Here is a 24,068-nt window from a genome sequence, read left to right as displayed (position 1 = left end):
CTTCGCCAACCACAAGATGCCGAATTCGTCCGAACTCAACTGCGTGCTATTTGCCGAGATCCTCGGCAACCAGAAACTGGCCGAAAAACTCGGCCAGCTCGAAGCCCAGCGCGCGCTGGATCGGGCCCGCAACCGGATCATGCGCACCGTCGAAGCTCATCACGGCAGCGCGCTGCTCGACCAGGGCAACCGGCTGATCGCAGCGTTCAGCCGCGCCGATGGCGCCCTCGAAGCCGCCAGCGACATGCAGGAGAAAGTGCGCCGCCTGCCTCCGGTCTCCGGGATCACGCTGGGACTGAAAATCGGGATGGCCTGCGGCGAGCTGCGCACCGACGGGGCCGAGCCGGCCGGCATCGCCGCCGAGCTGGCCTCCCGCCTCGCCGAATACGCCCGCCCCGGTCAGGCTCTGCTCAGCGGCGAGCTGGCCCTCCATCTGTCGGAAGCGATGCGCCCGCTGATCTCGGCCCTCCCCGATGCCGGCTTCCGCCACGAGGGCAGCGAGATCCCGCTCTTCGAGCTCACCGCGACCGAAGGCGCGGAAGCGATCCCGGCCAGCGAACCCTCCGCCCTTGCACCGAACCCCCGGCTGCGCCTCGTGCTGCGTCACCGCGGCATCGCCCACATCGTCGCCGAATCCCACCCCATCCTGCTGATGGGGCGCGAGGAAGGCAACGACATCGTCGTGCTCGACCGGCGCGCCTCCCGCCACCATGCGCGGATCGAGTGGCGACGCGGTGCCTTCTTCCTGATCGACCAGAGTTCGAACGGCACTTTCGTGCGCGCCGAAGACGAGTCCGAGGTGATGCTCAAGCGCGAAGAAGTCGCTCTGCCCGAAGCGGGGCGGATAGGCTGCGGTTTCTCGGTCGAAGGGGACGGCCAAAGCGAGATGGTCAGCTTCGAAGTCCGCCAGAACTGAGGCGCTTTGCGCTATCCTGTCGCCGGCGGACCGCCGGTCCGCGATCCGGATCAGGGTGGGGCAACTGATGGCAATCTACGAATCCGAGCACACGAAATTCATCCGCGAGTGGCTGGACAAGCACCCGGAAGAACGCGAAGAACAGCGCAAAGGCCGCGCCCTGTGGTGGGACAACCCCCAAACCACCGAAGAAGCGAAGCGCAACGCCGAATCGCGAATCGCTCAGAAGCCCTATCCGTATCAGAGCAACTGATTCCGTCCTACCCCGCCCGGGCTCGCCCGGGTCATTCTCTCCGAACCTGGGCATGATCCTCTCCGCCCCCCCAACGACCGACCCTTCCCTGCTCGCCGCCAGTCCGCTCTTCGAACGCCCGCTGGTGATCGTCGACCTGGAGACCACCGGCGCCGACCCGAACCGCGACCGGATCACCGAAATCGCGATCGTCCGCATCGAAGGCGGACGCTGCGTCGATAGCTGGTCGTCGCTCGTCGATCCTGAGATGCCGATTCCGGCACGCATCCAGGCTTTCACGCACATCAGCAACGAGATGGTCGCCGGCGCGCCGAATTTCCGCGCGCTGGCCGACGAGGTCGCCGAACGGCTCGCCGGCGCGATCTTCGTTGCCCACAACGCCCGCTTCGACTTCAACTTCCTGCGCGCGGCCTTCGCCGAGCGCGGCGTCCGCTTCGACCCTCCGGTGCTGTGCACGGTCAAGTTCTCGCGCGCGCTCGCTCCGCATCTTCCGCGCCACGGCCTCGACGCGATCATCGCGCGTCAGGGTTACGAAGTGGAGGACAGACACCGCGCGCTGACCGACGCCGAACTGGTCTGGCGCTTCCTGCAGGATGCGGTCGCCGAGCACGCCACCGAGCGCATCGTCGCCGCGATGGAGCGCGCGTCGAGCGCCGCGGCGGCCATCCCGGTCCTGCCCCAGGGCGATCTCGAAGCGCTGCCCGAAGCGCCCGGCGTCTATCTGTTCCTGAACGGCGAGGACGGTCTGCTCCAGGTCGGCCATACGGCCCACCTGCGCTCGAAAGTGCTGGGCACTTTCACCGGCCGCAGCGATCCGCGCAGCGCGAAGCTCGCCGCCCAGGTCAAGCGGGTCGAAGCGGTCGTCGCCGCCGGCGAACTCGATGCCCAGCTGATCGAACACCGCCTCGCCCGCCGCTACGCACCGGACAAATACCCGAACCGTGCGCTGGGCTGGCGCTGGCTCACCGATGCCGACGCGTCTCCGGTGCTGTCTCTGGAAGAGCTCGCCGGCTCGGATCCTTCCGAGTGGGGCCGCTGTTTCGGCGCCTTCCGCGGCGAACGCGAAGCCGAGAACGCGCTGCGCGAACTCGCCCTTCTGCACCGGCTCTGCCCGCAGCGGGTCGGCCTGGAATTCGGCGAAGGTCCCTGCCAGGCGCACGGCCTGCGCCGCTGCAACGGCGTCTGCGCCGGCCAGGAAAACGCGGCCGAGCACGATGCCCGCCTCGCGGTCGCACTGGTGCCGCTGAAGATGAGGCTATGGCCCTGGGAAGGCCCGGTCGCGATCCGCGAAGTCTTTGAGCCGAGCGGCCACGCGGCGACCCACGTCTTCGACCGCTGGTGCCTGCTCGGCAGCGCCCACGACGAAGCCGAGGCGGCCGAGCTGCTCAGTCTTGAGGCACCGCGCCGCTTCGACCTCGACGTCTTCCGCCTCTTCGCGCGCTGGCTGGCCCAGCCCGGCAACACCGCCAAGGTCCACGTTCTGTAAGAGGAGCGTCCGGCGTCTCGCGCCGCCTGGCAGCATTTGGCACCCCGGAACGCCCGCCCGTCGCAATGCGGTGTTCGAATTCCGACTGCCCGTTCAGACTCGCGACATTTCCTCTGCCACCATGGAGTCGTCATGAGTCTCACGCGCAGTCTTTCGCTGGCCTTGGTGCTGGCCCTCTCCGGAATCGCCAACGCCGCCCCCGCCCTCGGCGATGCAGCCTCCTGGGTTCGCCACGCGAAGAGCGATCTTCTGCCCTGGTGGACCCAGAGTGGCGCTCAGGGCGCACCGCTCGGACGCTTTCCGACTTTCCGCTGCCACGACGGTTCAGCGTATGCGGCAAACGCGCCCTGTGCCGAGCTGAAGAACGCGCCCGAATGGATACGCTCCGAACTGGGCCGCGACTATGTCCGGATGCAGGCCCGCCAGGTCTTCGCCTACGGGATGGGTTTTCACCTGACCGGCGATCCGCGTCTGCTGGTGCTGGCCGAAGCCGGCGTCCGCGACATCCGCAGCCGCGCGCTCGACCCCGAGACCGGCAGCCCGGTCACCTACTGGCAGGACGGCAAGGGCTTGCCCGCGCCCGAACTGCGCACGGCCCAGGACATCGCCTACGCCGGAACCGCGCTGGCGGTCGGTTACTACCTGACGCGCGACGCGGCGACGCTGGCCGACCTCGATCGCCTGCACCAGCACCTGATGACTTACTTCGACCCCGCCCGGGGACGGATGAAGTGGGCTCTGGCCGGCCCGGAAGCGGACAAGGCCGAGCTGGTCGCCCAGCTCGACCCGCTCAACGCCTACATGATCCTGATCACGCCACTGCTGCCCGAGCCGATGAAGGCGCGCTGGAAGGCCGACATGCGCCGCCTGACCGGAGCGATCCGGAGCCAGTTCTGCGCCGGCGAGAAACCGCGCTGCCAGGGCACCCTGGGCAATCCCGATTCCGCTCAGCCCGGAGCCCGCCACAACGACTTCGGGCACAGCGGCAAGGCCTTCTGGATGAGCTGGCTCGCCGCCGAACAGCTCGGCGACGCGGAGCTCGCGACCTGGGCGCGCGACAAGGGCCGGGCCTTGCTGCGCGACGCCTACGTCCAGGGCAGCGGTAGCTGGGCCAGGCGTTGGACCTCGCTGGGCGTGCAGGCCGGCAACGACTGGTGGATCTACGCAGAACTCGACCAGCTCGCGGCAACCCTGGCGCAGAGGGAGCGCGGCCAGGCGGCCTACCTCCGCAAAACCCAGGCCTTCTGGTTCAAGTACTTCGTCGAGCCCGGAATGCCGGAAGTCTGGTCAGGCGTCTCCGCGAGCGGCGATCACGACCCCAATGAGCTGCGCCAGCACCAGTGGAAGAACGGCTATCACTCGATGGAACACGCGCTGGTCAGCGCGATCACCGCCCAGGCCCTGGCCGGAAAGCCCATGCGCCTCTACTTTGCGCCGAGCGCCTCGGGCGCTCCGCTCGGAGCCTACTTCTTCGGCGGCCGCGTCAGCCACAGCAGCATTGAAAAGAGACGCGGCGGAAAAGTCCTGGCGGTCGACTTCGCGCTGCCCGCCCCGGCGGACAGCCCTGACGCGCTGGCCAGCCTGCCGCCCCCGTCCGCATTCTCCTTCCCCGGCGAGATCCAGCCGCTCGATGCCGACAACGCAAAACGACTGCTCGGCGAATGGGAAGGCGTCTGGCTGGCCGAAGCCGTCGGCGGTGAGGGCCGTTTCACGGTCCGCTTCGACAGCCTGGATAACGGCGCGATCCGCGGCAGACTGAGCGCCTTCGGCACCGGCAATGAGGAGAAGACCACCGACATCGCTTTCGACGCCAAAGTCAGCTTTGCCGACGGCAAGCTGATCCGCGCCAGCGGCGACGACAACGCCTTCCCGATCCGCTACACGCTCAGGCGCGAAGGAGAGGACGAATACCTCGACTGGCAGGACCGCTTCGGCAACATCGCACTGCAGATGTGGGTGAAGCGGGTCAGGCACTGAGCGCCGTCAGACGGACGCGCCCCGGCAGGTGCGCACACCGAGCAGCACGCCCAGCACCAACAGCGCGATGCCGACCGCGACGTCCGGCGTCGGCCAACGCCCCTGCCACAAGAATGCATAGCCCAGCGCCGACAGCGTTTCGAACACGATCAGCTGCCCCGACAGAGCCGTCGGCAGCAGCGCGCTGGCCCGGTTCCAGAACAGGGTTCCGAGCCAGGATGCAAACAGCCCGGTCGCCAGCATCAGGCCAAGATAGATCGCCGGCCGGGGCCCCAGAGGCCAGGGAAAAGCCTCGGGAAGGCCGATCGGCCCGATCAGGGCGAAGCCGACCAAGGCCAGCGGCAGCATCGCGAGGCCTTGGGCGGTCGACCAGTTCGCCGCCGACAAGCCTGGCCTCATCTTGAGCCAGCGCGCATTGCGGATCGGATACCAGGTCCAGCACAGCAGCGCACCGAACGCGAGCGCGACGCCCCGTCCCATCGCGGCGGCCGGAATTCCTGTTGCCCTCAGCTCGTGACGGTGGACCAGCAACAGGCCGGAGGCGATTACGGCAAGCGCCGGCAACAGCTTTTTCCAGGGCAGGCTGTTCTGCTGCAGGTTCGCGACGACCGCGATGACCACCGGCAGGGTACCGATGGTCATTGTTGGCAGCGCGGCGCCGACCGTCTGGATTGCCGAGGCGAGACAGAGGTAATAGAGCAGGTTGCCGACCAGCGTGAGTTCCAGCGCAACGAGCCAGTCGCGGCCGGACAGCGCACGCAGCGGGGCCAGGCGGCGCAAGGCCAGCGCGAGTGCGATCACGCCGAAAGCGAGGTAGCGGCCGAAGGCGAGCAGGGTCGGCGGATAGTCCGGCAGCATGATCGGCACGACGAAGGCGAGGCCCCAGACCAGGCCGGCGCCGAGCGCGCTGAGCACGCCCTGCAGCAGGGAAGCCTTCATCGCGGTGCGGAGCCGCGCTCTATCCGGCGGATCTGGCTTTGCCCGGGGCGGAAGAGTTCGAGCAGCGCCGTACAGACCGCTTCGGCCTTCGCCGAATTGTCGGCGCTGAAATTGCAGACATAGACATCGAAGGTCGCCGCGCGCAGCTCGGGCCAGGTATGGACGGTCAGATGGGATTCGGCGAGCAGCACGACGCCGGTCACTCCGCCCTCGCCCCCGAAGGCGTGCCAGTGGCGCCCGACGACCGTCAGCCCGGCCTCAAGCGCGAACGCTTCGCAGTGGGCGCTGAGCGCCTCGGCGTCGAACCAGGGCGCGTCAGCGGCGCAGCCGTGGAGATCGGCAAGGATGTGCAGTCCATTCATGGGGTCATTGTCGCAGGGATTGCCCGGCGCGGCACGGCACGAAGGTCGAAGCGCGCCGCGGCAAGTTCTGATCCGCGGCCCTTAAAGACTTTGACGCTGGTTCAATTTTCAGAACCAGCGCATCGCCTTCAGCCGGCACCATCCCTGCGGAGCCCAGCGCAGCCCGGCGAGCGCGAGCGCGCCACAGAGCAGCTCGACCGCTTCCCAGCTCATCAGGCCGCGCAGCGGATCGAGATCCGAGAAAGGCCAGAGGGGCCGGATGTCGGCATGCACCAGGGCGTCGAGCAGCAGATGGCTGAACACACCGACCAGCGTCCCGGCCAGCGCAGCGCGCAGCGGGATCGCGACGCCGAACAGCCTTTCGGCCAGAGGCTTGAAAGGCAGGCAGACCAACGCGATCGCCAGCGCGCCGGGCAGCGTGTGCGAATAGCCGTGCAGCGTCGCCGCCCCGCCGAGCATCGCGAGGCCTGGCTCGATGTCCATCGCGACTTGGGAGCCGGCGAACATCGCCAGGCTGAAACGCTTTCCGGCCAGGCTTTTCAGTGCGATGCCCGGCCCCAGATGAAAGAGCGTGAAGGGCATCGTGCCGCGCTCAGAGTCCCAGCAGCGAGCGGTGGATCTTCAGCACGGCCTTGCGCTCGGGCGCCGGTTCGCCGACCGCGCAGCAGGGGCGGTGCAGATCGCCCGGATAGAAGATCACATACTGGCCGGGAACGAGATCGACGAAGCACTCGTGGCGGGGCGACGGGTAGAAAGCGATGTCGCCGGTCGCGAGCTTGTCCTCGATCGGCGCCAGATCGGGGTCGGCCGGTGCGAAGCCGAGGCGTTCGACGCCATCGAGCACGATCTGGATGTCGGCGTGTTCGCGGTGGGCTTCCGGGCGGGTCGCGGCCAAGAGCTTGGTCGTCGGCTCCTGGATCATCACGAACATGCCCTCTTCGATCTCGTAGCGCCCGGTCGCGAGCGTCGCGACACCGAGCTTGTCGAGCGCCTCGAACGCGCGGACGACCGCGGCGGGAAGCACGGCACGGCGGGAGGACCAGCTCTTCAGTTCACCAACAAACATGACTTTCTCCGGAAAATGCGCGGCACGCGCGCAGCAGCAGGAACGCGGGAAGCCCCGCGTCGATGGCCGTCTCAGGACGGCTCTGACTGCGATTATCGCTCAGGGAGTCTTGCGGAGGCGCCCGTCAGCTGCGAGGATTCGCCCCCTCTTCCGCGCGCAGACAGACATGGCTCTCAAATCGACGATATTCAAAGCAGCGCTCCAGGTCTCGGACATGGACCGGCACTACTATGCGGAACACCCGCTGACCCTGGCCCGCCATCCTTCCGAGACCGACGAGCGGATGATGGTCAGGCTGCTCGCGTTCGCGCTGAACGCCGATCCGGCGCTGGAGTTCTGCAAGGGCCTGTCGAGCGACGATGAACCGGATCTGTGGCGCAAGGATCTGACCGGTGCGATCGAACAGTGGATAGAGGTCGGCCTGCCCGACGAGAAGCGGCTGCGCAAGGCCTGCGGCCGCGCCGACCAGGTGATCCTCTACGTCTATGGCGGCCGGGCCGCCGAGATCTGGTGGGAGACGAACGCGAAAGATCTGGCCAAGCAGCAGAAGCTGAGCGTCTATGTCGTCGACGAAGCGACGAGCGGAGCGCTCGCGGCACTCGCCGAACGGACGATGACGCTGCAGGCGACGATCCAGGACGGCGAGTTGTGGCTGTCAGGCGCCGACGGCAGCAGCGTCACGGTGACGGTCGAGAAACGCCAGTAGTCAGAGAAAGCGCGCGAGGAAAGCGCCTTCGCGCCCGGCCGGCAGCTTCACCCGAACCTGATGGCCGCTGCCCGGCGCGACCGCGATGGCCTCCCCGTCCTGGTTGAACATCTCGCCGACGACGACGATCTCGTTGCCGGACGGGTGGATCACTTCGAGCCGGTCGCCGACCGCGAAACGGTTCCGGACCACAACCTCGGCGAGGCCGTCCGCGCCGTAGCACGCGAGATCGCCGACGTACTGGCTGCGCCCCGATTCGGAGTGCCCACGCAGGTAGTTCTGGTAGTCCTCGGTGTGGTGGCGGGCATAGAAGCCATCCGTATAGCCGCGGTTCGCGAGGCCGTCGAGCTCGCCGAGCAGGGAATGATCGAAAGGCCGGCCGGCCTTCGCATCGTCGATCGCGCGGCGATAGGCCTGGCAGGTCCGCGCGACGTAGTAAGGCGACTTGGTCCGCCCCTCAATTTTGAGCGAATGCACGCCCATTTCGACGAGCCGGGCGACGTGCTCGACCGCGCGCAGGTCGCGCGAATTCATCACATAGGTGCCGTGCTCGTCCTCCTCGATCGGCATCATCTGGCCGGGCCTTGTCTCCTCCTCGATCAGACGCACGCCGGGGACCGTCCGCACGATGTCGCCGGAAGGGTCGGCCTCGGCGTCGTGGACCGCGTACTTCCAGCGGCACGAGTTCGTGCAGGTTCCCTGGTTCGGATCGCGGTGGTTGAAATAGCCGGAGAGCAGGCAGCGCCCCGAGTACGCGACACAGAGCGCGCCGTGGACGAAGACCTCGATCTCGACGTCCGGACAGGCTTCGCGGATTTCGGCGATCTCCTCGAGCGAGAGTTCGCGCGACAGGATCACGCGCGAGATCCCGATCTTCTGCCAGAAGCGCACCGCCGCGTAGTTGACGGTGTTGGCCTGCACCGACAGATGGACGGGCATGTCCGGCCAAGCTTCGCGGACCATGCTGATCAGGCCGGGGTCGGCCATGATCAGCGCGTCGGGCGCGAGGGCCACGACGGGTTCCATGTCGGCGAGGTAGCTCTTGAGTTTCGCGTTGCGGGGAAAGACATTGCTGACGACGTAGAAGGCCTTGCCCAGCTCGTGAGCACGGTCGATTCCGGCCTTGAGCTTTTCCAGCGTGCCGAACTCGTTGTTGCGGGCCCTCAGGCTGTAGCGGGGCTGACCCGCATAGACCGCGTCGGCGCCATAGGCGAAAGCGGTCTCCAGCATCGCGAGCGAGCCGGCGGGAGCGAGCAGTTCGGGGTGGGACATGGGAATCCGGTCGGAGAGCGAAGGCGCGCGATGCTACACCAGTCCGGCTGAGCCGCGCGCCGCCGGGCGCTGACTTTTTCGAAACAGCGGTCGCCGTTTCAGCTATTTTTGTTGCATCGGTGCAAAGTCCCTTCGCTTCATCCGGGTACACTCTGATATATCGATCTGCTGACCCCAGGCCAACCCGGTTCGCTGCAACCGGCGGAGATTCGTTTCCCCGCAGGGCGCCTGGCGGTCGTCAGTTCCCTTCGCCGGCTTCCCCCGTGCAAGCCGGCGACACCATAACCATGCGGCGTCTCCCTTTTTTGGCGCGCCAGAGCAGGATTACTCGACCATGCAAACTTTTTTCATCACGCCCACGCGCCGCGAAGTCGGTCTGACTTCGGTCGCCCTGGGAGTCGTCCGTTCGCTGCAAAGACTCGGCATGAAGGTCGGCTTCGTCAAGCCGGTCGCCCAGAATGAGTTGGCGCCCGGACGCTCGACTCTGTTCGCCCGCGACATCTGCCAGATCGAAGCTCCCCAGCCTCTGCCGATGTCCGACGTCGTTGCCCGCGTCGCTGCGGCCCAGGTCGACGAGCTGCTCGAAGACATCCTGAGCCTGTGCATGGGCGCGGCCAAGGACGCCGACGTCCTGGTCGTTGAAGGCATGCATGTCGATCCGGCCCACAGCATCACGTCCCGTCTGAACCAGGACATCGCCCGCAGCCTGCAGGCTGAAGTCGTCGTCGTCGCCGACGCCAGCGTCGAAGACTCGATCGGCGAAGCCCGCGTGTCGGCCAGCCAGTTCTCGAACGAAGGCCGCAACATCGCCGGCGTGATCTTCAACAAGGCTCCGGAAGGCTTCGATCCGCAAGCCGCGAAGCTGGGCCTGCCGGTCTGGGGCGTCGTCCGCTTCGACCGCGACCTGCTCGCTCCGCGCACGCTCGACGTCGCCCGCCACCTCGGCGCCGAAGTCCTCGTCGAAGGCGAAATCGCGACCCGCCGCGTCCGCGAAACCGTCGTCGCCGCCCGTTCGGTCTCCGAGATGATCGCCCGCCTGGTTCCGGGCGCGCTGATCGTCAGCGCCGGCGACCGCGACGACGTGATGCTCGCGACCGCGCTGGCCGCCAGCAACGGCGTGCCGCTCGCCGGCCTGCTGCTGACCCACGGCAGCGAGATCAACCCGCGCATCCAGCAGCTGACCGGTCGCGTCTTCAACGACGGCCTGCCCGTTCTGCGCACGACCGGCGACAGCTACAGCACCGCCGCGCTGATCAGCCGCATCCCCAGCGCCGTCGCCGCCGACGACACCGAGCGGATGACCGCCGCGCTCGACACGATCGCCGAGCAGCTCAGCGCCGAAGCGCTGAAGACCAGCGTCAAGCTCCCGGCTTCGACCCGCCTGTCGCCGCCCGCTTTCCGCTTCCAGCTGATCCAGAAGGCCCGCGCCGCGAACAAGCGCATCGTGCTGCCGGAAGGCGACGAACCGCGCACGATCCGCGCCGCCGCGATCTGCGAAGAAAAGGGCATCGCGCACTGCGTGCTGCTCGGCAAGCGCGCCGCGATCGAAGCGGTCGCCGCCGCCCAGGGCATCACGCTGCCGGCCGGCCTCGAAATCGTCGATCCGGACGAGATCCGTCAGGACTACGTCGCGCCGATGGTCGAGATGCGCAAGGCCAAGGGCCTGACCGCTCCGCAAGCGCTGGCCCAGCTCGAAGACACGGTCGTGCTCGGCACGATGATGCTGGCCGTCGACAAGGTCGACGGTCTGGTCAGCGGCGCCGTCCATACGACCGCCAGCACCGTCCGTCCCGCGCTGCAGCTGATCAAGACCGCTCCGGGCTCGTCGCTGGTCTCGTCGGTCTTCTTCATGCTGATGCCCGACCAGGTCCTGGTCTATGGCGACTGCGCGATCAACCCGAACCCGAACGCCGAACAGCTGGCCGAGATCGCCAAGCAGAGCTCGGACAGCGCCCGCGCCTTCGGCGTCGACCCGAAGGTCGCGCTGATCAGCTACAGCACCGGCACCTCGGGCGTCGGTGAAGACGTCGAAAAGGTCCGCGCCGCTGCCGAACAGGCCCACACCCGCTACCCGGATCTGGTCCTCGACGGCCCGCTCCAGTACGACGCCGCTTCGGTCCAGGCCGTCGCCGCCCAGAAGGCTCCGGGCAGCGCGGTTGCCGGCAAGGCCACCGTTTTCGTGTTCCCGGATCTGAACACCGGCAACACGACTTACAAGGCCGTGCAGCGCAGCGCCAACGTCGTCAGCGTCGGCCCGATGCTCCAGGGCCTGCGCAAGCCGGTCAATGACCTGTCGCGTGGCGCGCTGGTCGACGACATCGTGTTCACGATCGCGCTGACCGCGATCCAGGCCAAGGCGATCGAAGACGCCCGCGCCTGATGATCCCGCGCTCCCGGTTCGCCGGGAGCGATAAAAAAACGGCGAGGCCTTGGCCTCGCCGTTTTTGTTTGTGCGCGGTCTCGATCAGATCGCCGCGGTGCGCTCCCTGAGCCATTCGAGCGAGGCACCGGTGACGCGCGGCGAGACGCGGCGGAACACTTCGGCGTGATAGCCGTTGAGCCAGGCCCGCTCGTCCTCGTTCAGCAGCTCGCGGGCTATGCAGCGGGTATCGATCGGGCACAGGGTCAGCGTCTCGAACTCGAGGAAGTCCCCGAAGCCGGCATCCGGCGCCGCGACGTTCAGCACCAGGTTCTCGATCCGCACGCCCCATTGGCCGGGACGGTAGATGCCCGGCTCGACCGACGTGATCATGCCCGGCAGCATCGCCATCTCGGGCGTCGGGATCGCCTTCGAGATCGTCTGCGGGCCTTCATGGACGGCCAGGAAGTAGCCGACCCCGTGACCGGTGCCGTGGCCGTACTCGACCGACGCGGCCCAGATCGGCGCGCGGGCGAGCGAATCGAGCATCGGCCCCGGGGTGCCGAGCGGGAAGCGGGCGCGCGACAGGCCCATCGTGCCCTTCAGCACCAGCGTGAAATCGCGCTTCTGTTCGGCACTGACGTGCCCGATCGCCCAGACCCGGGTGATGTCGGTCGTGCCACCCAGATACTGGCCGCCCGAGTCGATCAGCAGCAGGCCGTTGCCGGCGATCACGGTGTCCGATTCGGGCGTCGCGTGGTAGTGAGGCATCGCGCCGTTGGCGTTGAAGCCGGCGATCGTGCCGAAGCTCGCACCGATGCAGCCGGGCTGCTTGAGCCGCTCGGCGGTGATCCGCTCGTCGACGTCGCACTCGGTGACGCGCTCGCCGCGGGCCAGAGCCGCCTCGAACGCGGCGTAGAAATTGCTCATCGCAGCGCCGTCCGCTTCCATCGCCTCGCGGACGAAGACCGCTTCGCCGTTGTCCTTGCGCGACTTCGCGAGCGTCGACGGATTGATCGCCTCGATCACGGCGACGCCGTCGGCGACGGCCTGGCGCAGACCGAAGGTGATGCGGCGCGGATCGACCAGCAAGCGTGCAGTGGCCGGCAGTGCGGCGAGCGCGGCCGCTGCGTCCTCGTAGGGCGCGACGCGCACGCCGACCCGAGCCAGCTCGGCCTGCAAGGCAGAGCCGATCTTGCCGGCGCCGACGAACAGCGTCGCCGAATCCGGCGCGATCAGCGCATGGGCGAGGAAGACCGGGTTGAAGCTGACATCGGCACCGCGCAGGTTGAAGATCCAGCAGATGTCGTCGAGCGTGGACAGAAAGTGGTGATCCGCGCCCTTTCCGGCGAGCTCGGCGCGCAGATTGGCGAGCTTGTCGCCGCGCGCGACGACCGCATGGGGCAGATCGTGGGCGCGCACCGGCGCGGCGGGCAGACCGGGACGATCGGCCCAGATCGCGTCGAGCAGGTCCAGATCGGTGCGCAGGCTGATGTCCTTCGCGCCCAGCGCATCGCCGAGCTGCTTGGCCGCGGCGAGGCCCAAACAATCGCCATCGACCGCGACGACGGCGCCGCTCGCCAGCGTCTCGGCCAGCCAATCGACGTGGCGGCTCGAGATGCCGGTTTCGACTTTCATCAGCGTGATCCCGGTTCCGGCGAGCTGAGCTTCGGCCTGGACCCAGTAGCGGCTATCGACCCAGACTCCGGCGAAGTCGGCGGTTGCGATGAAAGTGCCGACCGAGCCGGTGAAGCCGGAGATCCACTGCCGACCTTGCCAGTGATCGGGCAGGTATTCGGACAGATGGGGATCGGAAGAGAGGATCAGGCAGGCGGACACGCCCTGCTCGGCCATCGCGGCGCGCAGCGCGGCGAGGCGGGAAGGAATCGCAGAAGTCATCAGGCAGCTCGGACGGAAAGGGGGGAAGAGGCGAAACGGGCGATTCGCCCACCCAGGCACACGACATGCGCCTGGGTGGAAAAACCGCCGTCCTCGCCGCGGCCATCGCGACGGCCGTTCAGGCGCGCAAGCAGCTCGATCCGGTCGGCCCGCCGCTGGGCCTTGCGCGTGCGCATATGAGCGCCCGCCTTGCGTTTGAGCGCCTCGGCAACCAAGGGGTTGCGCGGCGCGAGCGGGGATTTCTTCATCGTGACACTCCAAGTTTGCCCGGCGGGAATCGCCGGATACAGAGCGTCGATCATCGCACAGCGCGGAGCCTGCGTTTGCACTGCCACGACCGAACGATGCGGCAAAGCGACAGGAGGAGGGAAACGCCCGGGGATGCTGAGGGAGGTCGCCCTTGGCGCGATTGCTCCGATTCGCGCCAACTCACCGATGCAATCGCGCCACAATCGCGCCACTTCCCAAGCAAACTGCGCCACAATCGCGCCATCTCTCGACCGAATCGCGCCAAACCTCTGGCCGCCACACAGGGCGGGCACCGCCGCGCCTATCGATAAGCCATCACGCGAACCGGGCAAAAGCCCGGTGTCCGGGAACCAACGCGCCAGGAGGGACGGTCAGATCAAAATGATCGAATGCAAGACCTGACCCCGGGGTTTTCGGCAACAAGTATCTCGCCTGGGCATTTGTCGAAGCGGCGAATTTCGCGGTGCGCTACGACGCGCAGATCAAGCGTTGGTATCAGAAGAAATCGGCCAAAACGATGCCCGTCGTGGCGATCAAGGCTGTAGCGCACAAGTTGGCGCGCGCCTGCTATTACGTTCTCAAGACGGGAGAAGCGTTCGATGTAAAGCGCGCTTTCGGCTAACGATCAATGGGGCGCGGCACGCGAGTCAGACTGAGGGTTGGAAAAACCATTAGACCTGATTGAACACGCGCCACGGCCCCGCCCGAGCAAGTCGCAGCACGGTGCCCGCATCGCGAGCCATTCAGGGGTTGGACACTGCAAGGTGAGCCACAGACCTGTGCGGATCGACACGATTCGCCGCTATTGGACACGGTGGGGAACAGAAGGGTTTTCTGGGGCGGCAAAGCCGCCAGGGGCCACGCAAAACACCGCGCAGGCCTTGATCCTGATGGGTGACTGGTGCGCCGTGGGCGCAACCAGCAATTGAGAACCAAGAGTACCGGCGAGCGATTCGCAAGGGAGAGCAGCAAACGGCATGCGCCTTACGGCGCAGGATTTTTTACAACCTGGTTGACAGGGAAGGCTAATGGGTGGACCCACGCTTTTCACTAGAAAGACGCCAAACGTTTGACATGAGAGGTGGCGCAAGGGCCCAGCCCTTGTGACGTCCTCTCGATGGAAGGGTTAGGCCCTTGTTTGCCAAAGCACGAGATCGAGCATTTTTTCATCTGTAGTGCCCGTATTGGGATAGATACGGTTGAATTCTTGAACAAGGTACTCCCCGTCGCTGGTGTGAAGATACGCGGCAAACAGGCGTTCAAGCTCAGCATGAATCTTGACGATCTTCGATACGCGATCTGGAGCGGTCGGCAGGGGCAAACGCAAACCAAGGTTTCTTAGCACCACCGAGTCTATGACGGGCTTCGATGGCTGCAACGTTGCAATGAGTTTGCTCGCGAACGAAGCTTCATATCGACCGGTTGCTTCGCGTAGCAGATCTAGAACTAGGTGGAACTGAAGTTGTTCCCGCTTGGCACGGGCCATTAGGCTGTAGAACTCGTTTTGCCAAGCGGCCCCGCGACGCACACGATAGAAATGGTTGTAGCGCCTACGAAATTCACCATCCTCTAAGAACGGTTCGATGTTCACCTTGGACTGAATCCACAAATACTGCTTCAGACCAGCATCGACTCTCGGCAGTGCTGCATCAATCTGCGCAGTAGAAAGTTGGATTTTCATTGCGTAAAGGTCCTAACGTGGAGGTCACTGGCGCTGCGTGGCTTTATCGCGCAGCGCCCGGTGGACCGTAGGGCTAGATTTCACTTTGAAAACCAGATGTCTAAAAACTTCTTTTCGCTACCCTTGAACCAAAGGTAAGCGGCGGACCATATTGAGCCGCAGAGCACCGACAAAAAGACGAACTGAACCCACGCGCCCACGGGCTTTTCTACTTTTGGGTCGTTAAAGATCTTCACAAGCTCCTGAAATGGCTCAGTGAGACCAACAGCAAGAAAGAACATGATGCCGGCTGATAATGCCAGCATTCCAAAGTATGCAACGAGACACCTCGAAGACTTTGGCTTTCCGACGGCTACTGGTACGCCTACCGCTGCCTTGAATTCGCAATAGGGGACTCGGCGTGGTTCACTCCCCCGAAAGAACCAAGGGTGCGCCTCTCGCTTGGCACGCTCCCAGTCATGCTTGAGTAACAGCGCCATACGGTCGGTGAATTCAAAGACATGGCTGTCGATGTCAGCAGCCCCGGACAACTTCCTGGCAGTTTCGACAAGACCTTTGTCTTCAGAATCAAATGGATTTACGTTCAGCGCCAACAAGGCGCACTGTCTTTCAACTTTTTTGGCATTTGCTTCGCGCGCAGCCTTAATGAGTTCTTCGGCAAGTGCGCGCATTGCACCGCGCCACTTGGCACGCTCCTGCGTAACGTTCTCGACATGTATTTTCCTTTCGCTACAGCGAAGTGAAACAAGAGCAGCGACTATGCCAGCCAAAACGGTGGATGACAAAACAGTAGATAAGTCCAAGGTGAGGGGGCTCCTTTGAAAGCTAACTAACTATTTAGACAGCAATTTTGCGGCAAGCAACTCCGGCCCCTGCTGTATAACTCCACAGCACCCGCCGACCGAAAACGGGGGATTGGGTAGAGTAGAAAGCAGACTCTTGCCTGCCCTCCCTCAGAGGTGGTCCCGGTTGTTGGCAGGAACCCTGTGAGGTCTTGCTTTACAGCATTTTGAGCCTACGCTCAGGGCATGTCACGTCCGATCCGGCTTGAGTTCTCGGGGGCGCTGTACCACGTCACCTATCACGTTCTCACGACGGGAGGGGCGTTCGATGTGAAGCGCGCTTTCGGCTAACGATCAATGGGGCGCGGCGCGCGAGTCAGACATGGGGTTGGCAAAACCACTAGACTTGATTGAACACACGCCACGGCCCCGCCCGAGCAAGTCGCAACACGGTGCCCGCATCGCGAGCCATTCAAGGGTTGGACATCGCAAGGTGAGCCACAGACCTGTGCGAATCAACACGATTCGCCGTTATTGGACGCGGTGGGGAACAGAGGGTTTTCTGGGGCGGCAAAGCCGCCAGGGGCTGGGCAGAACATCGCGCCAGCCTTGATCCTGATGGGTGACTGGTACGCCGTGGGCGCAACCAGCAATTGAGAACCAAGAGTACCGGTAAGCGGTTCGCACGGGAGAGCAGCAAACGGCATGCGCCTTACGGCGCAGGATTTTTTACAACCCGGTTGACGGGGAAGGCTAATGGGTGGCCCCGGGGGTTCTATGCGCTCTACATGCCGGGCATGGTGGCCTTACGCTACAACCCCATCCTGAAAACCTTTGGCGAACGGCTGCTCGCTTCCGGCCATGCGCCCAAGGCGGTGATCGGTGCCACGATGAGAAAGCTGGTGCACATGATCTACGGCATCGTGCGCACCGGAGTGCCATTCAGGGCAGATTTCTGCTCACAAAAACTTGATTTCCAAGACGGCATCTGACCCCGGGGGTCCCAGTTATAACAAATCAAGACTTGTTTGATAATAATGACGATATGCGTTTGGCTAATTCGCCAAGTCCTTCTTGGTCCATTCTGGCTTTCTCGATCTCGACTGTTGTTTGACCGCTTTCCAAAACGTGGTTTCGCTCTGTATTTCCGAGTATGTTGATAATGTCACTAATGGTTTTCTGTTCGCTGGCGTTTAGTGCCGCTTTTGTTGCGATGAATTTTGCTTCAATATTGGTTGTCTCATTTTGGAAATACTTTATCTCTTGTAGGTTTCTTTTGTATAGACCGAGAAAGAAGTATGCAAATACCTCGATAAATATAACAAGTGTCAGTCTAGGCAAAAAGTGAACGACAAAATAAATAGGTTGATCGGCTTGGATTTCTGACAATAGAACAAAGTATCCCAGAAGAAATAGACCAACAACTGTTGTGGTAACGCCGATGGTTAAATTCAAATTTCCTCGTCTTCCTAGTGAAGAAATTTCTTGCAGGAGTCGCAATCTTGCGTTTTCAAATTGCGTATATATGTCACTATGCTGGTTGGCTTCTGTAATTGCGATTTCGACCTCTCTTTGGATGCCCTGAACTAGTGTTGTTGCTGCGCTCTCTTGAATTTTTTTCAGGAGCACGTCCACAACTGTTGCCCTGCTTGTTTCATCTATCCCGGAATTGTTTCTTTGTATCTCAGTGAGGTCTGACGAAATTTTTTCAAGGTTGGATGTGAGCGAATCTATGTTGCTGTTTGTTTTTGAGTAAAATTTTCTGAATTCACTTTGCAGGTATTTTAATTCATACTCTTGTGTTGAGTAAGGCGATCCGGGTGGCTCATTTTTTGTGGATCCTGCCTGTAGGTAATTCATTACTATGAATGACATCAAAACCGCTAGGAGGCCTATTGATATTGCGAAAAATCCTTCCTTGGAGATGTTTGTCTGTATGCTTAAGTTCGGAGCGTCGACGAAAAAATAAAAAAAGACAATCGAAACCGCAATGGCAAGCGAGGCTGTTGCGATTATGCGGTTACGTTTTCTTTTTTCATTGTCGTATTTAAGCCTGATGGTGTCTATTATTCTCATTTGAATTTCTGTGTTGATGTTGGTGGGGTTTGGAAACCCGGGGGTCATGGAAACCCGGGGGTCAGGTCTTGTATTCGATCATTTCGGAACCAATGGGGTCATGTAATTCAAGACCTGACCCCACGCTTTCCCCCTATCGCATAACGACATTCCAGTCGATGCTATGACCTGCAGCTACGAGTTCACGAGCTAGCGCCTGCTTCCATGCACCACCACTATCCATGGCCTCCCAGACGACGCCGGCGAAGTCACTAGGGATCTCTAAATCACCACGCTTGAGAGCACAAACCTTATCTCTACCAAGACGACCAATAAAATACCCAAGTTCAAGCAAAACATTTTGCCTTGGCCTTGGCCCAGGACTTCCGCCTTTGATGCAGCCTTCATCATCAGGCGTCAGTAATACAACAGCAAAACCAACATCGCCGTGAGCAATCACCTTCTCGATAACAGTCCTTCCTTGATTGGCTTGCTCATGCAGAATAATAGCCTCCAATCCGACGCGTTCCAGGAATCGCGCAACAGTCTCTCTGGCCCCATCGTCACGACCATGTACGATGAAAACCTTGCGCGAAAGCGACCGACTCAATACTGGCTCAACGCTTCCTTTTGACTGAATATATGCCTTGTAATCCCTAGCAAACGGGATAATAAGTTGACCAGCCAAAGAATGAATGCCCGATATTACCTTGCTTCCAGAGTAAAAAAAGTGATGGCAGAAGCTGATGGCATAGCTCGGGTCAGCAGCAAGCTTCTCGATCAGAAGCAACGTCATCCCAATTGCTTTTTCGGAATCGTCTGGCCAAGCAAGTTTGGAACTTCCAACCATGCTCCCGCCTGTTTTCTCGCTTTCTTGTATAAACAACTCAAGATTCAACCCTTCAGTAAGCTTAGCGTTATAAGGCTCCAGATCTGGACACCTAAGCAGCTTGATTAGCTTTTTTAGTGGTCGCTCATAGGTTTGAAGCTGAGATGCTTGCAAGTCAAGAATGGCGTTGTTTATTTCTGCAAAAACGTCAATGGCCATTAATCTTCCTCATCTGGTTGAAGTCTAGCCTCGGCAGCTTTTTGAAGAATATTTTCGCGATAAATCTCTTTCATCTGGTCAATGAGAGGTCCAACCATTGGGTTGGACGCGTAGTTTCCGACGCGATCATCAATCATTCGACAAACAGATTGGACAGCAGCCTCGATACTTCCAGGGTCATTAGGATTGAAGTTAACAGTTCCCAACTCACCATCTAATTCGCCTAGTGCGTGTTGGGCATCTTTTAGATCCTTTTGCAGATCGTCAAAACCTGTGATTTTGAACACAACACTTACTCCTCGTCGCACGTGATTCGGTAGTTACGGGAATGTGGAACCTTCCTGATGCATTTTGTATTGCACTCCCCCTCAAACTCTGCCCCTTTGAACTTCAGCACCCTGCAGCTCTCCTTCACTGCATGCTGCAACCCGTCATCAAATCCTAAACCCCGGGGTCAGATCTCGCCCTGAAAATCAGGTCTTGCACTCAGCCATTCTGCTCCTCACCACAAAGCCTGTCACGCCTCACCCGCCGCCCGAAGCTCTGGCGAGCTCAACGGCGAAGCCGCTCTCGCTCAAGAAGGGGTTTGGCTCTTCTCTGCGGCTCTGCGACTCTGCGTGAGATCGCTTTTGATCCTCGATGCGCACAAAAAATCAGGGCGCCCGATTGGGCGCCCTGCTCACAGTGCAAAGGATTCGTTCGGATCAGCCGGGGGGTGACTCCCGCCGCCCGACAAGGCTTGGCACCGGGCTCTCCGGCGGTGAGATCGTAACCGGATAGCCGATCTGTCGACGGCGCCTAATGCGCGGTGGGGGAAGGCACTTTCGTAATCAGCAGCGGGCGTCCGACAACAGGGCCTTGTTCGGTCTCCAGCCTTGCCCTGAGTTGGCAAGGACCATCCAGTTGCAACGGACTGATGATGTTGGCGAAGTTCAATTCCATGATGGCGGCTCCTTCCTGATCCTGAGCCAGACTGACGACGCCCTGCCCCGTCAGGTCGAGGTCCAGGCTTTGCAGGACTTCGTCATCCTTCATCAGCTGCAGCGTGAGTTTGCCAAAAGGCTGATCGGCGGGAGTAACGGCCGTCATCAGCACCGCCAGCTTCGGCAAAGTTATCGGAAATACGGGGACCAGCATCTGAGCCTGGTACATCCCGACAATCGTGATCTTGCCGTCGACTTCCTGACGAAGGTCGTCGGCATAGATCACGGAGAGGTGGCGTCCGAGCATAGTCTTTTCGCTGAGACTCATGCGCAATCCTTCATTTTTCCCGCGCCATCGATCTGCGCAGCCTCCTGAGCTTCAACGTGCTGCGCTTGCGTTGCGGCAGAGTTTTCCAGCGCCTGATCCAGCGTGTTCATGTCACACCCCAGAGCAGCACAAAACGCGCGCATGGTTTCGCGCTTCATATCCGTCCGCAAACCGGATTCGTACAGGGAAATGTTCGACTGCCTTTGTCCGACCTTGTCGGCCAGTTGCGTCTGGGTCAGACCCGCCTGCATGCGCAGCGAGGTCAGGGTGACCCGACCATCCCGGGTGAGGGCGAGGGGAGAGAGCTCGCGCCCCGCATCACTGAGCAATTCGGCAAACGTCGGATCGGCTTCCCCGAGCTCGGCCATCAGGGCCGCGAGATCGTCGTAAGGAGCGTCTGAATCCTGCGCTCGGGCATCCAGAGCACCCGCAGAGGTCGTGCGGATCGGGATAGGCCGCGTCGCGGGAGCCTGAGAAGTTCCAACGAATTTCAGTCTGTTCATACTCTGCTCTCGTAGCGCTTTTTCAATTCATTCAGCGTGGTCGGAAGCTAAGCCACATCCCGGCGAAACACACCGAGCGCCAGCAGTTGCGCAGCCGCCCGTCTCTCCTCGGGATCTGCCGAGCCGGCCAGAGCCTTCAGCTCAGCCTTGGCCTGTGGATGGAGGTCAAACTTGAGTGCACTCACTATTGCTTCCGAAGCATATACCTCGCGAGGTATCCCTGCGCCCGCGCTTGCGCCGCCTTCGGCTGCCGGGGAATGCATCACCGGGGCATGTCTTGCATTCGATGCATTTTGACGCTGCGCGCCCCTCTGGAGTTGCCCGCTACCTCGTGCTCAACCCCGTCCGCGCGGGCATCGTCGAGGACGCAGGCTTGTGGCCCTGGAGTTCCTACGCCGCGATGGTCGGCGCGACGTCCGTGCCAGACTGGCTCGAAGTCGAATGGAAAACAAGACCCCAAACGCCCGGATTCAAGCCCCCCCCCGCTCGGAGGAGAGCGCGAGCAGGAGCTCCTGCTCCCCTTCCCAGATTTCGCGGATTTTCAGCGCAGCAGCTAGGCTCCTCGTCGGCGCGATAGCCTTTCATTCGCCAACCAGGTTCCAACCACGAGCAGCACGACCAAAGCCACCAACTGGTAGGCGAAGAGAATGCCCATGACAGGCGTCGACGGTCTGAATGCCCCCAGAGCTCCCCACGTCACCACGAGCGGCAGACAGCACAGCGCGCCGACGGCCGGTGCCAGGCGGCGGTAGATCATCGCCAGCGGATAACAGAAGGCGAGGGCCAGAACGCAGGCGGGCAGCAGGCTCAAGGCGAGCAATCCGCCGAAGACGAGGAAACCGTTCGCGTAGTCGGGATCCGGGATCAGCGAAGCGACGGCGATCGAGCTGTACGTGTACAGCTCGGCGACCAGCAGCACCAGCAACGGGATTGCTGCGAGCTTGAGCGTTACTGCGATCCGGAATCGGATTCCCTGATCAGGAATGAGGCGAGCGAGCGCAACGGAGCAGCGCGAACTCGCTCGGCGGAAAATTTCAGCAGGCATCGCCAAGCTCCTGAGTTGGGTGACCCGTCCCCCCGAGGAACCCCGGGGCCAAGACTTGCTTTACAGCATTCTGAGCCTACGCTCAACGCATGTCACGTCCGATCCGGCTCGAATTCTCGGGGGCGCTGTAGCGCGTCACCTCGCGCGGCAAGGCACGCGCAGCGATCGTTCTGCCTGATGACGATCACGGTGGGTGCTGATTCTTGGCGAGGTCTGCGCGCGCTTCAAAGGGTCTGTCATGCCGGGGCCTGATGACCCGACATGCCCTACCCGCCGTTCAAACGCTCCGCCGCGATTGGAAGTCGAAATGAAGTTGCCGGTGGTGACGGATGGAGAGCAGGTGGATCACCTGATCCAGACGCGCATACAGCAGCACATAGTGGCTCAGCATATATTCGCGCAACTCGGCACCGTCCCCGAGAGCGCCGAGCCTGCCTTGCAGGGCGTCAAGTGCGTTGCTGACTTCCACGGAGCGGACGGCGCGCTCGAAAAACGCGGGGCCCATGCCAGGAAAGCGCTCAAGATTGGGGATGACGGTCGCCGTCAGTTCTTCGAGCAGTGCATCAAAGGCCTGCGACGCCTCTGCCTGATCGAGAAACGCCTCGATCTCCGCCAGGTTGCTCTCGAAGTTGGCGGTGATCTCGACGCGGATTCCCAGGGGGCTACTGCTCACCACGCTCAGCCCTCGGCTTTGTCGGCACGACGGCGCTTGAGGGACTGCAGGCTGGCGCGGGCGTCGCGAGTCCGCCCCGCGGCGACATCCTCCAGGCCTTTGCTCGCTTCGTTGACGAGCAGCAGATGGATACGCTCGCGCTCCAGCTGATGGTAGTAGTCCAGCCGCTCGGCGTCGATCAGCGCGACATAGCTCTGCCCGTTCTTGGTGATGATCTTCTCCGCCCCGGCTTTGACCTGCTCGGCGAGTTCGGACAGCGTGGCGCGGGCTTGCGAGAAGGGAATGACGTCTCTTGCAGCGATGCTCATCGTGGCTCCTTTGCTCAGCATGATGTGCAAAATTCAGTACATCATAGATTCCACTTCCGGATCTACCAAGAGCTTCGTTCAAGGGGCGGCCTCGGGAATGACGAAGTCCCAGGAAGGTCGACTAGCCTCCGCGCTTGACCCGATCGCAGCAAAAAGGGCGCTCCGCGGAGCGCCCTTCTCAACGACAGTCCGACCGGGATCAGAACAGCCTGTGCGCGATTTCCCAGGCCAGCGCGGCGATGAAGGCCGTGCAGGGGATGGTCAGGATCCAGGCCCAGACGATGTTGCCGGCCACGCCCCAGCGCACTGCGTTGAAGCTGTTCGACGAGCCGACGCCGACGATCGCGCCGGTGATCGTGTGCGTCGTCGAGACCGGGATGCCCAACGCGGAAGCCAGGAAGAGCGTGAAGGCGCCGCCGGTCTCGGCACAGAAGCCGCCGACCGGTTTGAGCTTGGTGATCTTCTGGCCCATCGTCTTGACGATGCGCCAGCCACCAAACATCGTGCCGGCGCCGATCATCATGTAGCAGGCGATGACGACCCAGGGCGGAACGTGGTCGTGCCTCGCCTGCATCCAGTGCGGCAGCAGATCGGGCTGATTCGCGGTCGTCGCGATCAGCAGCATCCAGATGATGCCGACCGTCTTCTGCGCGTCGTTGCCGCCGTGCCCGAGGCTGTACAGCGAAGCCGAGAAGAGCTGGGCCCGCCGGAACCACTTGTCTATCTTGCGCGGCGTCTTGCGCACGAAAACCCAGGCGACGACCAGCATCATGAAGGAGCCGAGCACGAAGCCCAGGATCGGCGAGATCACGATGAAGGCGACGGTCTTCATCAGGCCCGAGCCGACCAGCGCTCCGGTGCCCGCTTTCGCGACCGCGGCCCCGGCGAGGCCGCCGATCAGCGCGTGCGACGAGCTGGACGGGATCCCGTAGAACCAGGTGATGATGTTCCAGCAGACCGCGCCGAACAGCGCGCCGAAGATCACGTACTGGTCGACGATCATCGGGTCGATCGTGCCCTTGCCGATCGTCGCGGCGACGTTGAGCGGGAACAGGAAGTAGGCGAGGAAGTTGAAGAAAGCGGCCCACCAGACAGCCAGCTGGGGGCGCAGCACGCCGGTGGAGACCACCGTCGCGATCGAATTGGCCGCATCGTGGAAGCCGTTCATGAAATCGAACGCGAGCGCCAGCACGATCAGCAAGATCAGAAAATGGAGAGTCATCGGAGAGCCTGGGTAG

27 protein-coding genes are annotated in these 24,068 nt (G+C 62.6%); 8 read left to right on the top strand and 19 right to left on the bottom strand.

Going from position 1 to position 24,068, the window contains the following annotated elements; genetic code table 11:
- Positions 1 to 16 precede the first annotated feature (16 nt).
- From ACHFB9_RS01585 to ACHFB9_RS01570, 4 genes are all read left to right on the top strand, one after another.
- Positions 17 to 916 carry an FHA domain-containing protein gene (locus ACHFB9_RS01585; RefSeq protein WP_417069229.1) on the top strand — a complete coding sequence of 300 codons (900 nt, stop codon included), beginning with the start codon at positions 17 to 19 and terminating at the stop codon, positions 914 to 916.
- Between the two features lie 67 nt (positions 917 to 983).
- Positions 984 to 1,169: a DUF3460 family protein gene (locus tag ACHFB9_RS01580; RefSeq protein ID WP_417069228.1), complete on the top strand. Its 186-nt coding sequence runs from the start codon at positions 984 to 986 to the stop codon at positions 1,167 to 1,169.
- A gap of 52 nt (positions 1,170 to 1,221) precedes the next feature.
- Positions 1,222 to 2,655 carry an exonuclease domain-containing protein gene (locus tag ACHFB9_RS01575; protein WP_417069227.1) on the top strand — a complete coding sequence of 478 codons (1,434 nt, stop codon included), beginning with the start codon at positions 1,222 to 1,224 and terminating at the stop codon, positions 2,653 to 2,655.
- A gap of 132 nt (positions 2,656 to 2,787) precedes the next feature.
- Positions 2,788 to 4,632 (top strand): hypothetical protein, encoded by a 1,845-nt coding sequence (locus ACHFB9_RS01570; protein ID WP_417069226.1) that lies wholly within the window; start codon positions 2,788 to 2,790, stop codon positions 4,630 to 4,632.
- A gap of 6 nt (positions 4,633 to 4,638) precedes the next feature.
- Here ACHFB9_RS01570 and ACHFB9_RS01565 read toward each other — a convergent pair whose 3' ends face one another.
- From ACHFB9_RS01565 to ACHFB9_RS01550, 4 genes are all read right to left on the bottom strand, one after another.
- Positions 4,639 to 5,571 (bottom strand): DMT family transporter, encoded by a 933-nt coding sequence (locus ACHFB9_RS01565; RefSeq protein WP_417069225.1) that lies wholly within the window; start codon positions 5,569 to 5,571, stop codon positions 4,639 to 4,641.
- Positions 5,568 to 5,933, bottom strand: a complete 366-nt coding sequence (gene speD / locus ACHFB9_RS01560; protein WP_417069224.1) for an adenosylmethionine decarboxylase — start codon at positions 5,931 to 5,933, stop codon at positions 5,568 to 5,570. The genes ACHFB9_RS01565 and speD overlap by 4 nt, the downstream gene beginning before the upstream one ends.
- Positions 5,934 to 6,041: 108 nt before the next feature.
- Entirely contained in the window at positions 6,042 to 6,515 is a 474-nt protein-coding gene (locus tag ACHFB9_RS01555; protein ID WP_417069223.1) for a metal-dependent hydrolase, read from the bottom strand.
- Positions 6,516 to 6,525: 10 nt separating this feature from the next.
- Positions 6,526 to 6,999, bottom strand: coding sequence for a YhcH/YjgK/YiaL family protein (locus tag ACHFB9_RS01550; protein ID WP_417069222.1), 474 nt, complete (start codon positions 6,997 to 6,999; stop codon positions 6,526 to 6,528).
- 166 nt (positions 7,000 to 7,165) lie between these two features.
- Here ACHFB9_RS01550 and ACHFB9_RS01545 point away from each other — a divergent pair, with 166 nt between their 5' ends.
- A complete protein-coding gene (locus ACHFB9_RS01545; protein WP_417069221.1) occupies positions 7,166 to 7,705 on the top strand; it encodes a YaeQ family protein in 540 nt (179 codons plus the stop codon).
- On the opposite strand, the gene yegQ is transcribed toward ACHFB9_RS01545, so the two are convergent.
- On the bottom strand, positions 7,706 to 8,977 hold the full coding sequence (gene yegQ, locus ACHFB9_RS01540; RefSeq protein WP_417069220.1) for a tRNA 5-hydroxyuridine modification protein YegQ: 1,272 nt from the start codon (positions 8,975 to 8,977) through the stop codon (positions 7,706 to 7,708).
- 334 nt (positions 8,978 to 9,311) lie between these two features.
- Between yegQ and pta the strand changes: the two genes are divergently transcribed.
- Positions 9,312 to 11,357 (top strand): phosphate acetyltransferase, encoded by a 2,046-nt coding sequence (gene pta / locus ACHFB9_RS01535; RefSeq protein WP_417069219.1) that lies wholly within the window; start codon positions 9,312 to 9,314, stop codon positions 11,355 to 11,357.
- A gap of 84 nt (positions 11,358 to 11,441) precedes the next feature.
- Here pta and ACHFB9_RS01530 read toward each other — a convergent pair whose 3' ends face one another.
- Positions 11,442 to 13,235, bottom strand: a complete 1,794-nt coding sequence (locus ACHFB9_RS01530; RefSeq protein WP_417069218.1) for a M24 family metallopeptidase — start codon at positions 13,233 to 13,235, stop codon at positions 11,442 to 11,444.
- Positions 13,235 to 13,483 (bottom strand): hypothetical protein, encoded by a 249-nt coding sequence (locus tag ACHFB9_RS01525; RefSeq protein ID WP_417069217.1) that lies wholly within the window; start codon positions 13,481 to 13,483, stop codon positions 13,235 to 13,237. Before ACHFB9_RS01525 ends, ACHFB9_RS01530 begins: the two co-directional genes overlap by 1 nt.
- 464 nt (positions 13,484 to 13,947) lie before the next feature.
- On the opposite strand from ACHFB9_RS01525, the gene ACHFB9_RS01520 reads away from it, so the two are divergent.
- On the top strand, positions 13,948 to 14,106 hold the full coding sequence (locus ACHFB9_RS01520; RefSeq protein ID WP_417069216.1) for a hypothetical protein: 159 nt from the start codon (positions 13,948 to 13,950) through the stop codon (positions 14,104 to 14,106).
- A gap of 504 nt (positions 14,107 to 14,610) precedes the next feature.
- On the opposite strand, the gene ACHFB9_RS01515 is transcribed toward ACHFB9_RS01520, so the two are convergent.
- Together ACHFB9_RS01515 and ACHFB9_RS01510 are read right to left on the bottom strand one after the other, a co-directional pair.
- Positions 14,611 to 15,165, bottom strand: coding sequence for a hypothetical protein (locus ACHFB9_RS01515; protein ID WP_417069215.1), 555 nt, complete (start codon positions 15,163 to 15,165; stop codon positions 14,611 to 14,613).
- 80 nt (positions 15,166 to 15,245) lie between these two features.
- Positions 15,246 to 15,968, bottom strand: a complete 723-nt coding sequence (locus ACHFB9_RS01510) for a hypothetical protein (RefSeq protein ID WP_417069214.1) — start codon at positions 15,966 to 15,968, stop codon at positions 15,246 to 15,248.
- A 767-nt stretch (positions 15,969 to 16,735) separates the two neighbouring features.
- Between ACHFB9_RS01510 and ACHFB9_RS01505 the strand changes: the two genes are divergently transcribed.
- Positions 16,736 to 16,939, top strand: coding sequence for a hypothetical protein (locus ACHFB9_RS01505; protein WP_417069213.1), 204 nt, complete (start codon positions 16,736 to 16,738; stop codon positions 16,937 to 16,939).
- 25 nt (positions 16,940 to 16,964) lie between these two features.
- Here ACHFB9_RS01505 and ACHFB9_RS01500 read toward each other — a convergent pair whose 3' ends face one another.
- The 10 genes from ACHFB9_RS01500 to ACHFB9_RS01455 all read right to left on the bottom strand — a co-directional run bounded on the left by ACHFB9_RS01500 (position 16,965) and on the right by ACHFB9_RS01455 (position 24,052).
- Positions 16,965 to 18,023: a hypothetical protein gene (locus ACHFB9_RS01500; protein WP_417069212.1), complete on the bottom strand. Its 1,059-nt coding sequence runs from the start codon at positions 18,021 to 18,023 to the stop codon at positions 16,965 to 16,967.
- A gap of 133 nt (positions 18,024 to 18,156) precedes the next feature.
- The gene (locus tag ACHFB9_RS01495; protein WP_417069211.1) at positions 18,157 to 19,050 is read right to left on the bottom strand and encodes a TIR domain-containing protein; all 894 of its coding nucleotides are present in this window, start codon (positions 19,048 to 19,050) and stop codon (positions 18,157 to 18,159) included.
- Complete coding sequence (locus ACHFB9_RS01490; protein WP_417069210.1) at positions 19,050 to 19,337, bottom strand: hypothetical protein; 288 nt, start codon at positions 19,335 to 19,337, stop codon at positions 19,050 to 19,052. The genes ACHFB9_RS01495 and ACHFB9_RS01490 overlap by 1 nt, the downstream gene beginning before the upstream one ends.
- A 511-nt stretch (positions 19,338 to 19,848) precedes the next feature.
- Complete coding sequence (locus ACHFB9_RS01485) at positions 19,849 to 20,301, bottom strand: DUF6941 family protein (protein WP_417069209.1); 453 nt, start codon at positions 20,299 to 20,301, stop codon at positions 19,849 to 19,851.
- Positions 20,298 to 20,804, bottom strand: coding sequence for a helix-turn-helix domain-containing protein (locus ACHFB9_RS01480; RefSeq protein ID WP_417069208.1), 507 nt, complete (start codon positions 20,802 to 20,804; stop codon positions 20,298 to 20,300). Before ACHFB9_RS01480 ends, ACHFB9_RS01485 begins: the two co-directional genes overlap by 4 nt.
- Before the next feature lie 47 nt (positions 20,805 to 20,851).
- Positions 20,852 to 20,989 carry a hypothetical protein gene (locus ACHFB9_RS01475; protein WP_417069207.1) on the bottom strand — a complete coding sequence of 46 codons (138 nt, stop codon included), beginning with the start codon at positions 20,987 to 20,989 and terminating at the stop codon, positions 20,852 to 20,854.
- A gap of 368 nt (positions 20,990 to 21,357) precedes the next feature.
- On the bottom strand, positions 21,358 to 21,849 hold the full coding sequence (locus tag ACHFB9_RS01470) for a hypothetical protein (RefSeq protein ID WP_417069206.1): 492 nt from the start codon (positions 21,847 to 21,849) through the stop codon (positions 21,358 to 21,360).
- A 277-nt stretch (positions 21,850 to 22,126) separates the two neighbouring features.
- Complete coding sequence (locus ACHFB9_RS01465) at positions 22,127 to 22,522, bottom strand: type II toxin-antitoxin system RelE/ParE family toxin (protein ID WP_417069205.1); 396 nt, start codon at positions 22,520 to 22,522, stop codon at positions 22,127 to 22,129.
- 5 nt (positions 22,523 to 22,527) lie between these two features.
- Entirely contained in the window at positions 22,528 to 22,830 is a 303-nt protein-coding gene (locus ACHFB9_RS01460) for a type II toxin-antitoxin system Phd/YefM family antitoxin (RefSeq protein WP_417069204.1), read from the bottom strand.
- 199 nt (positions 22,831 to 23,029) lie between these two features.
- The gene (locus tag ACHFB9_RS01455) at positions 23,030 to 24,052 is read right to left on the bottom strand and encodes an anion permease (protein WP_417069203.1); all 1,023 of its coding nucleotides are present in this window, start codon (positions 24,050 to 24,052) and stop codon (positions 23,030 to 23,032) included.
- Between the last annotated feature and the right edge of the window lie 16 nt (positions 24,053 to 24,068).

The sequence above is a fragment of the Niveibacterium terrae genome (assembly GCF_048213115.1).
In the GTDB taxonomy this organism is placed as follows: domain Bacteria; phylum Pseudomonadota; class Gammaproteobacteria; order Burkholderiales; family Rhodocyclaceae; genus Niveibacterium; species Niveibacterium terrae.
This window is presented reverse-complemented; position numbering and strand designations above follow the sequence as displayed.

Coding starts and splice junctions, on each gene's coding strand:
- ACHFB9_RS01585 (WP_417069229.1), top strand. CDS start 17: ATGCCGAATTCGTCCGAACTCAACTGCGTGCTATTTGCCGAGATCCTC.
- ACHFB9_RS01580 (WP_417069228.1), top strand. CDS start 984: ATGGCAATCTACGAATCCGAGCACACGAAATTCATCCGCGAGTGGCTG.
- ACHFB9_RS01575 (WP_417069227.1), top strand. CDS start 1,222: ATGATCCTCTCCGCCCCCCCAACGACCGACCCTTCCCTGCTCGCCGCC.
- ACHFB9_RS01570 (WP_417069226.1), top strand. CDS start 2,788: ATGAGTCTCACGCGCAGTCTTTCGCTGGCCTTGGTGCTGGCCCTCTCC.
- ACHFB9_RS01565 (WP_417069225.1), bottom strand. CDS start 5,571: ATGAAGGCTTCCCTGCTGCAGGGCGTGCTCAGCGCGCTCGGCGCCGGC.
- speD (WP_417069224.1), bottom strand. CDS start 5,933: ATGAATGGACTGCACATCCTTGCCGATCTCCACGGCTGCGCCGCTGAC.
- ACHFB9_RS01555 (WP_417069223.1), bottom strand. CDS start 6,515: ATGCCCTTCACGCTCTTTCATCTGGGGCCGGGCATCGCACTGAAAAGC.
- ACHFB9_RS01550 (WP_417069222.1), bottom strand. CDS start 6,999: ATGTTTGTTGGTGAACTGAAGAGCTGGTCCTCCCGCCGTGCCGTGCTT.
- ACHFB9_RS01545 (WP_417069221.1), top strand. CDS start 7,166: ATGGCTCTCAAATCGACGATATTCAAAGCAGCGCTCCAGGTCTCGGAC.
- yegQ (WP_417069220.1), bottom strand. CDS start 8,977: ATGTCCCACCCCGAACTGCTCGCTCCCGCCGGCTCGCTCGCGATGCTG.
- pta (WP_417069219.1), top strand. CDS start 9,312: ATGCAAACTTTTTTCATCACGCCCACGCGCCGCGAAGTCGGTCTGACT.
- ACHFB9_RS01530 (WP_417069218.1), bottom strand. CDS start 13,235: ATGACTTCTGCGATTCCTTCCCGCCTCGCCGCGCTGCGCGCCGCGATG.
- ACHFB9_RS01525 (WP_417069217.1), bottom strand. CDS start 13,483: ATGAAGAAATCCCCGCTCGCGCCGCGCAACCCCTTGGTTGCCGAGGCG.
- ACHFB9_RS01515 (WP_417069215.1), bottom strand. CDS start 15,165: ATGAAAATCCAACTTTCTACTGCGCAGATTGATGCAGCACTGCCGAGA.
- ACHFB9_RS01505 (WP_417069213.1), top strand. CDS start 16,736: ATGCCGGGCATGGTGGCCTTACGCTACAACCCCATCCTGAAAACCTTT.
- ACHFB9_RS01500 (WP_417069212.1), bottom strand. CDS start 18,023: ATGAGAATAATAGACACCATCAGGCTTAAATACGACAATGAAAAAAGA.
- ACHFB9_RS01495 (WP_417069211.1), bottom strand. CDS start 19,050: ATGGCCATTGACGTTTTTGCAGAAATAAACAACGCCATTCTTGACTTG.
- ACHFB9_RS01485 (WP_417069209.1), bottom strand. CDS start 20,301: ATGAGTCTCAGCGAAAAGACTATGCTCGGACGCCACCTCTCCGTGATC.
- ACHFB9_RS01480 (WP_417069208.1), bottom strand. CDS start 20,804: ATGAACAGACTGAAATTCGTTGGAACTTCTCAGGCTCCCGCGACGCGG.
- ACHFB9_RS01470 (WP_417069206.1), bottom strand. CDS start 21,849: ATGCCTGCTGAAATTTTCCGCCGAGCGAGTTCGCGCTGCTCCGTTGCG.
- ACHFB9_RS01460 (WP_417069204.1), bottom strand. CDS start 22,830: ATGAGCATCGCTGCAAGAGACGTCATTCCCTTCTCGCAAGCCCGCGCC.
- ACHFB9_RS01455 (WP_417069203.1), bottom strand. CDS start 24,052: ATGACTCTCCATTTTCTGATCTTGCTGATCGTGCTGGCGCTCGCGTTC.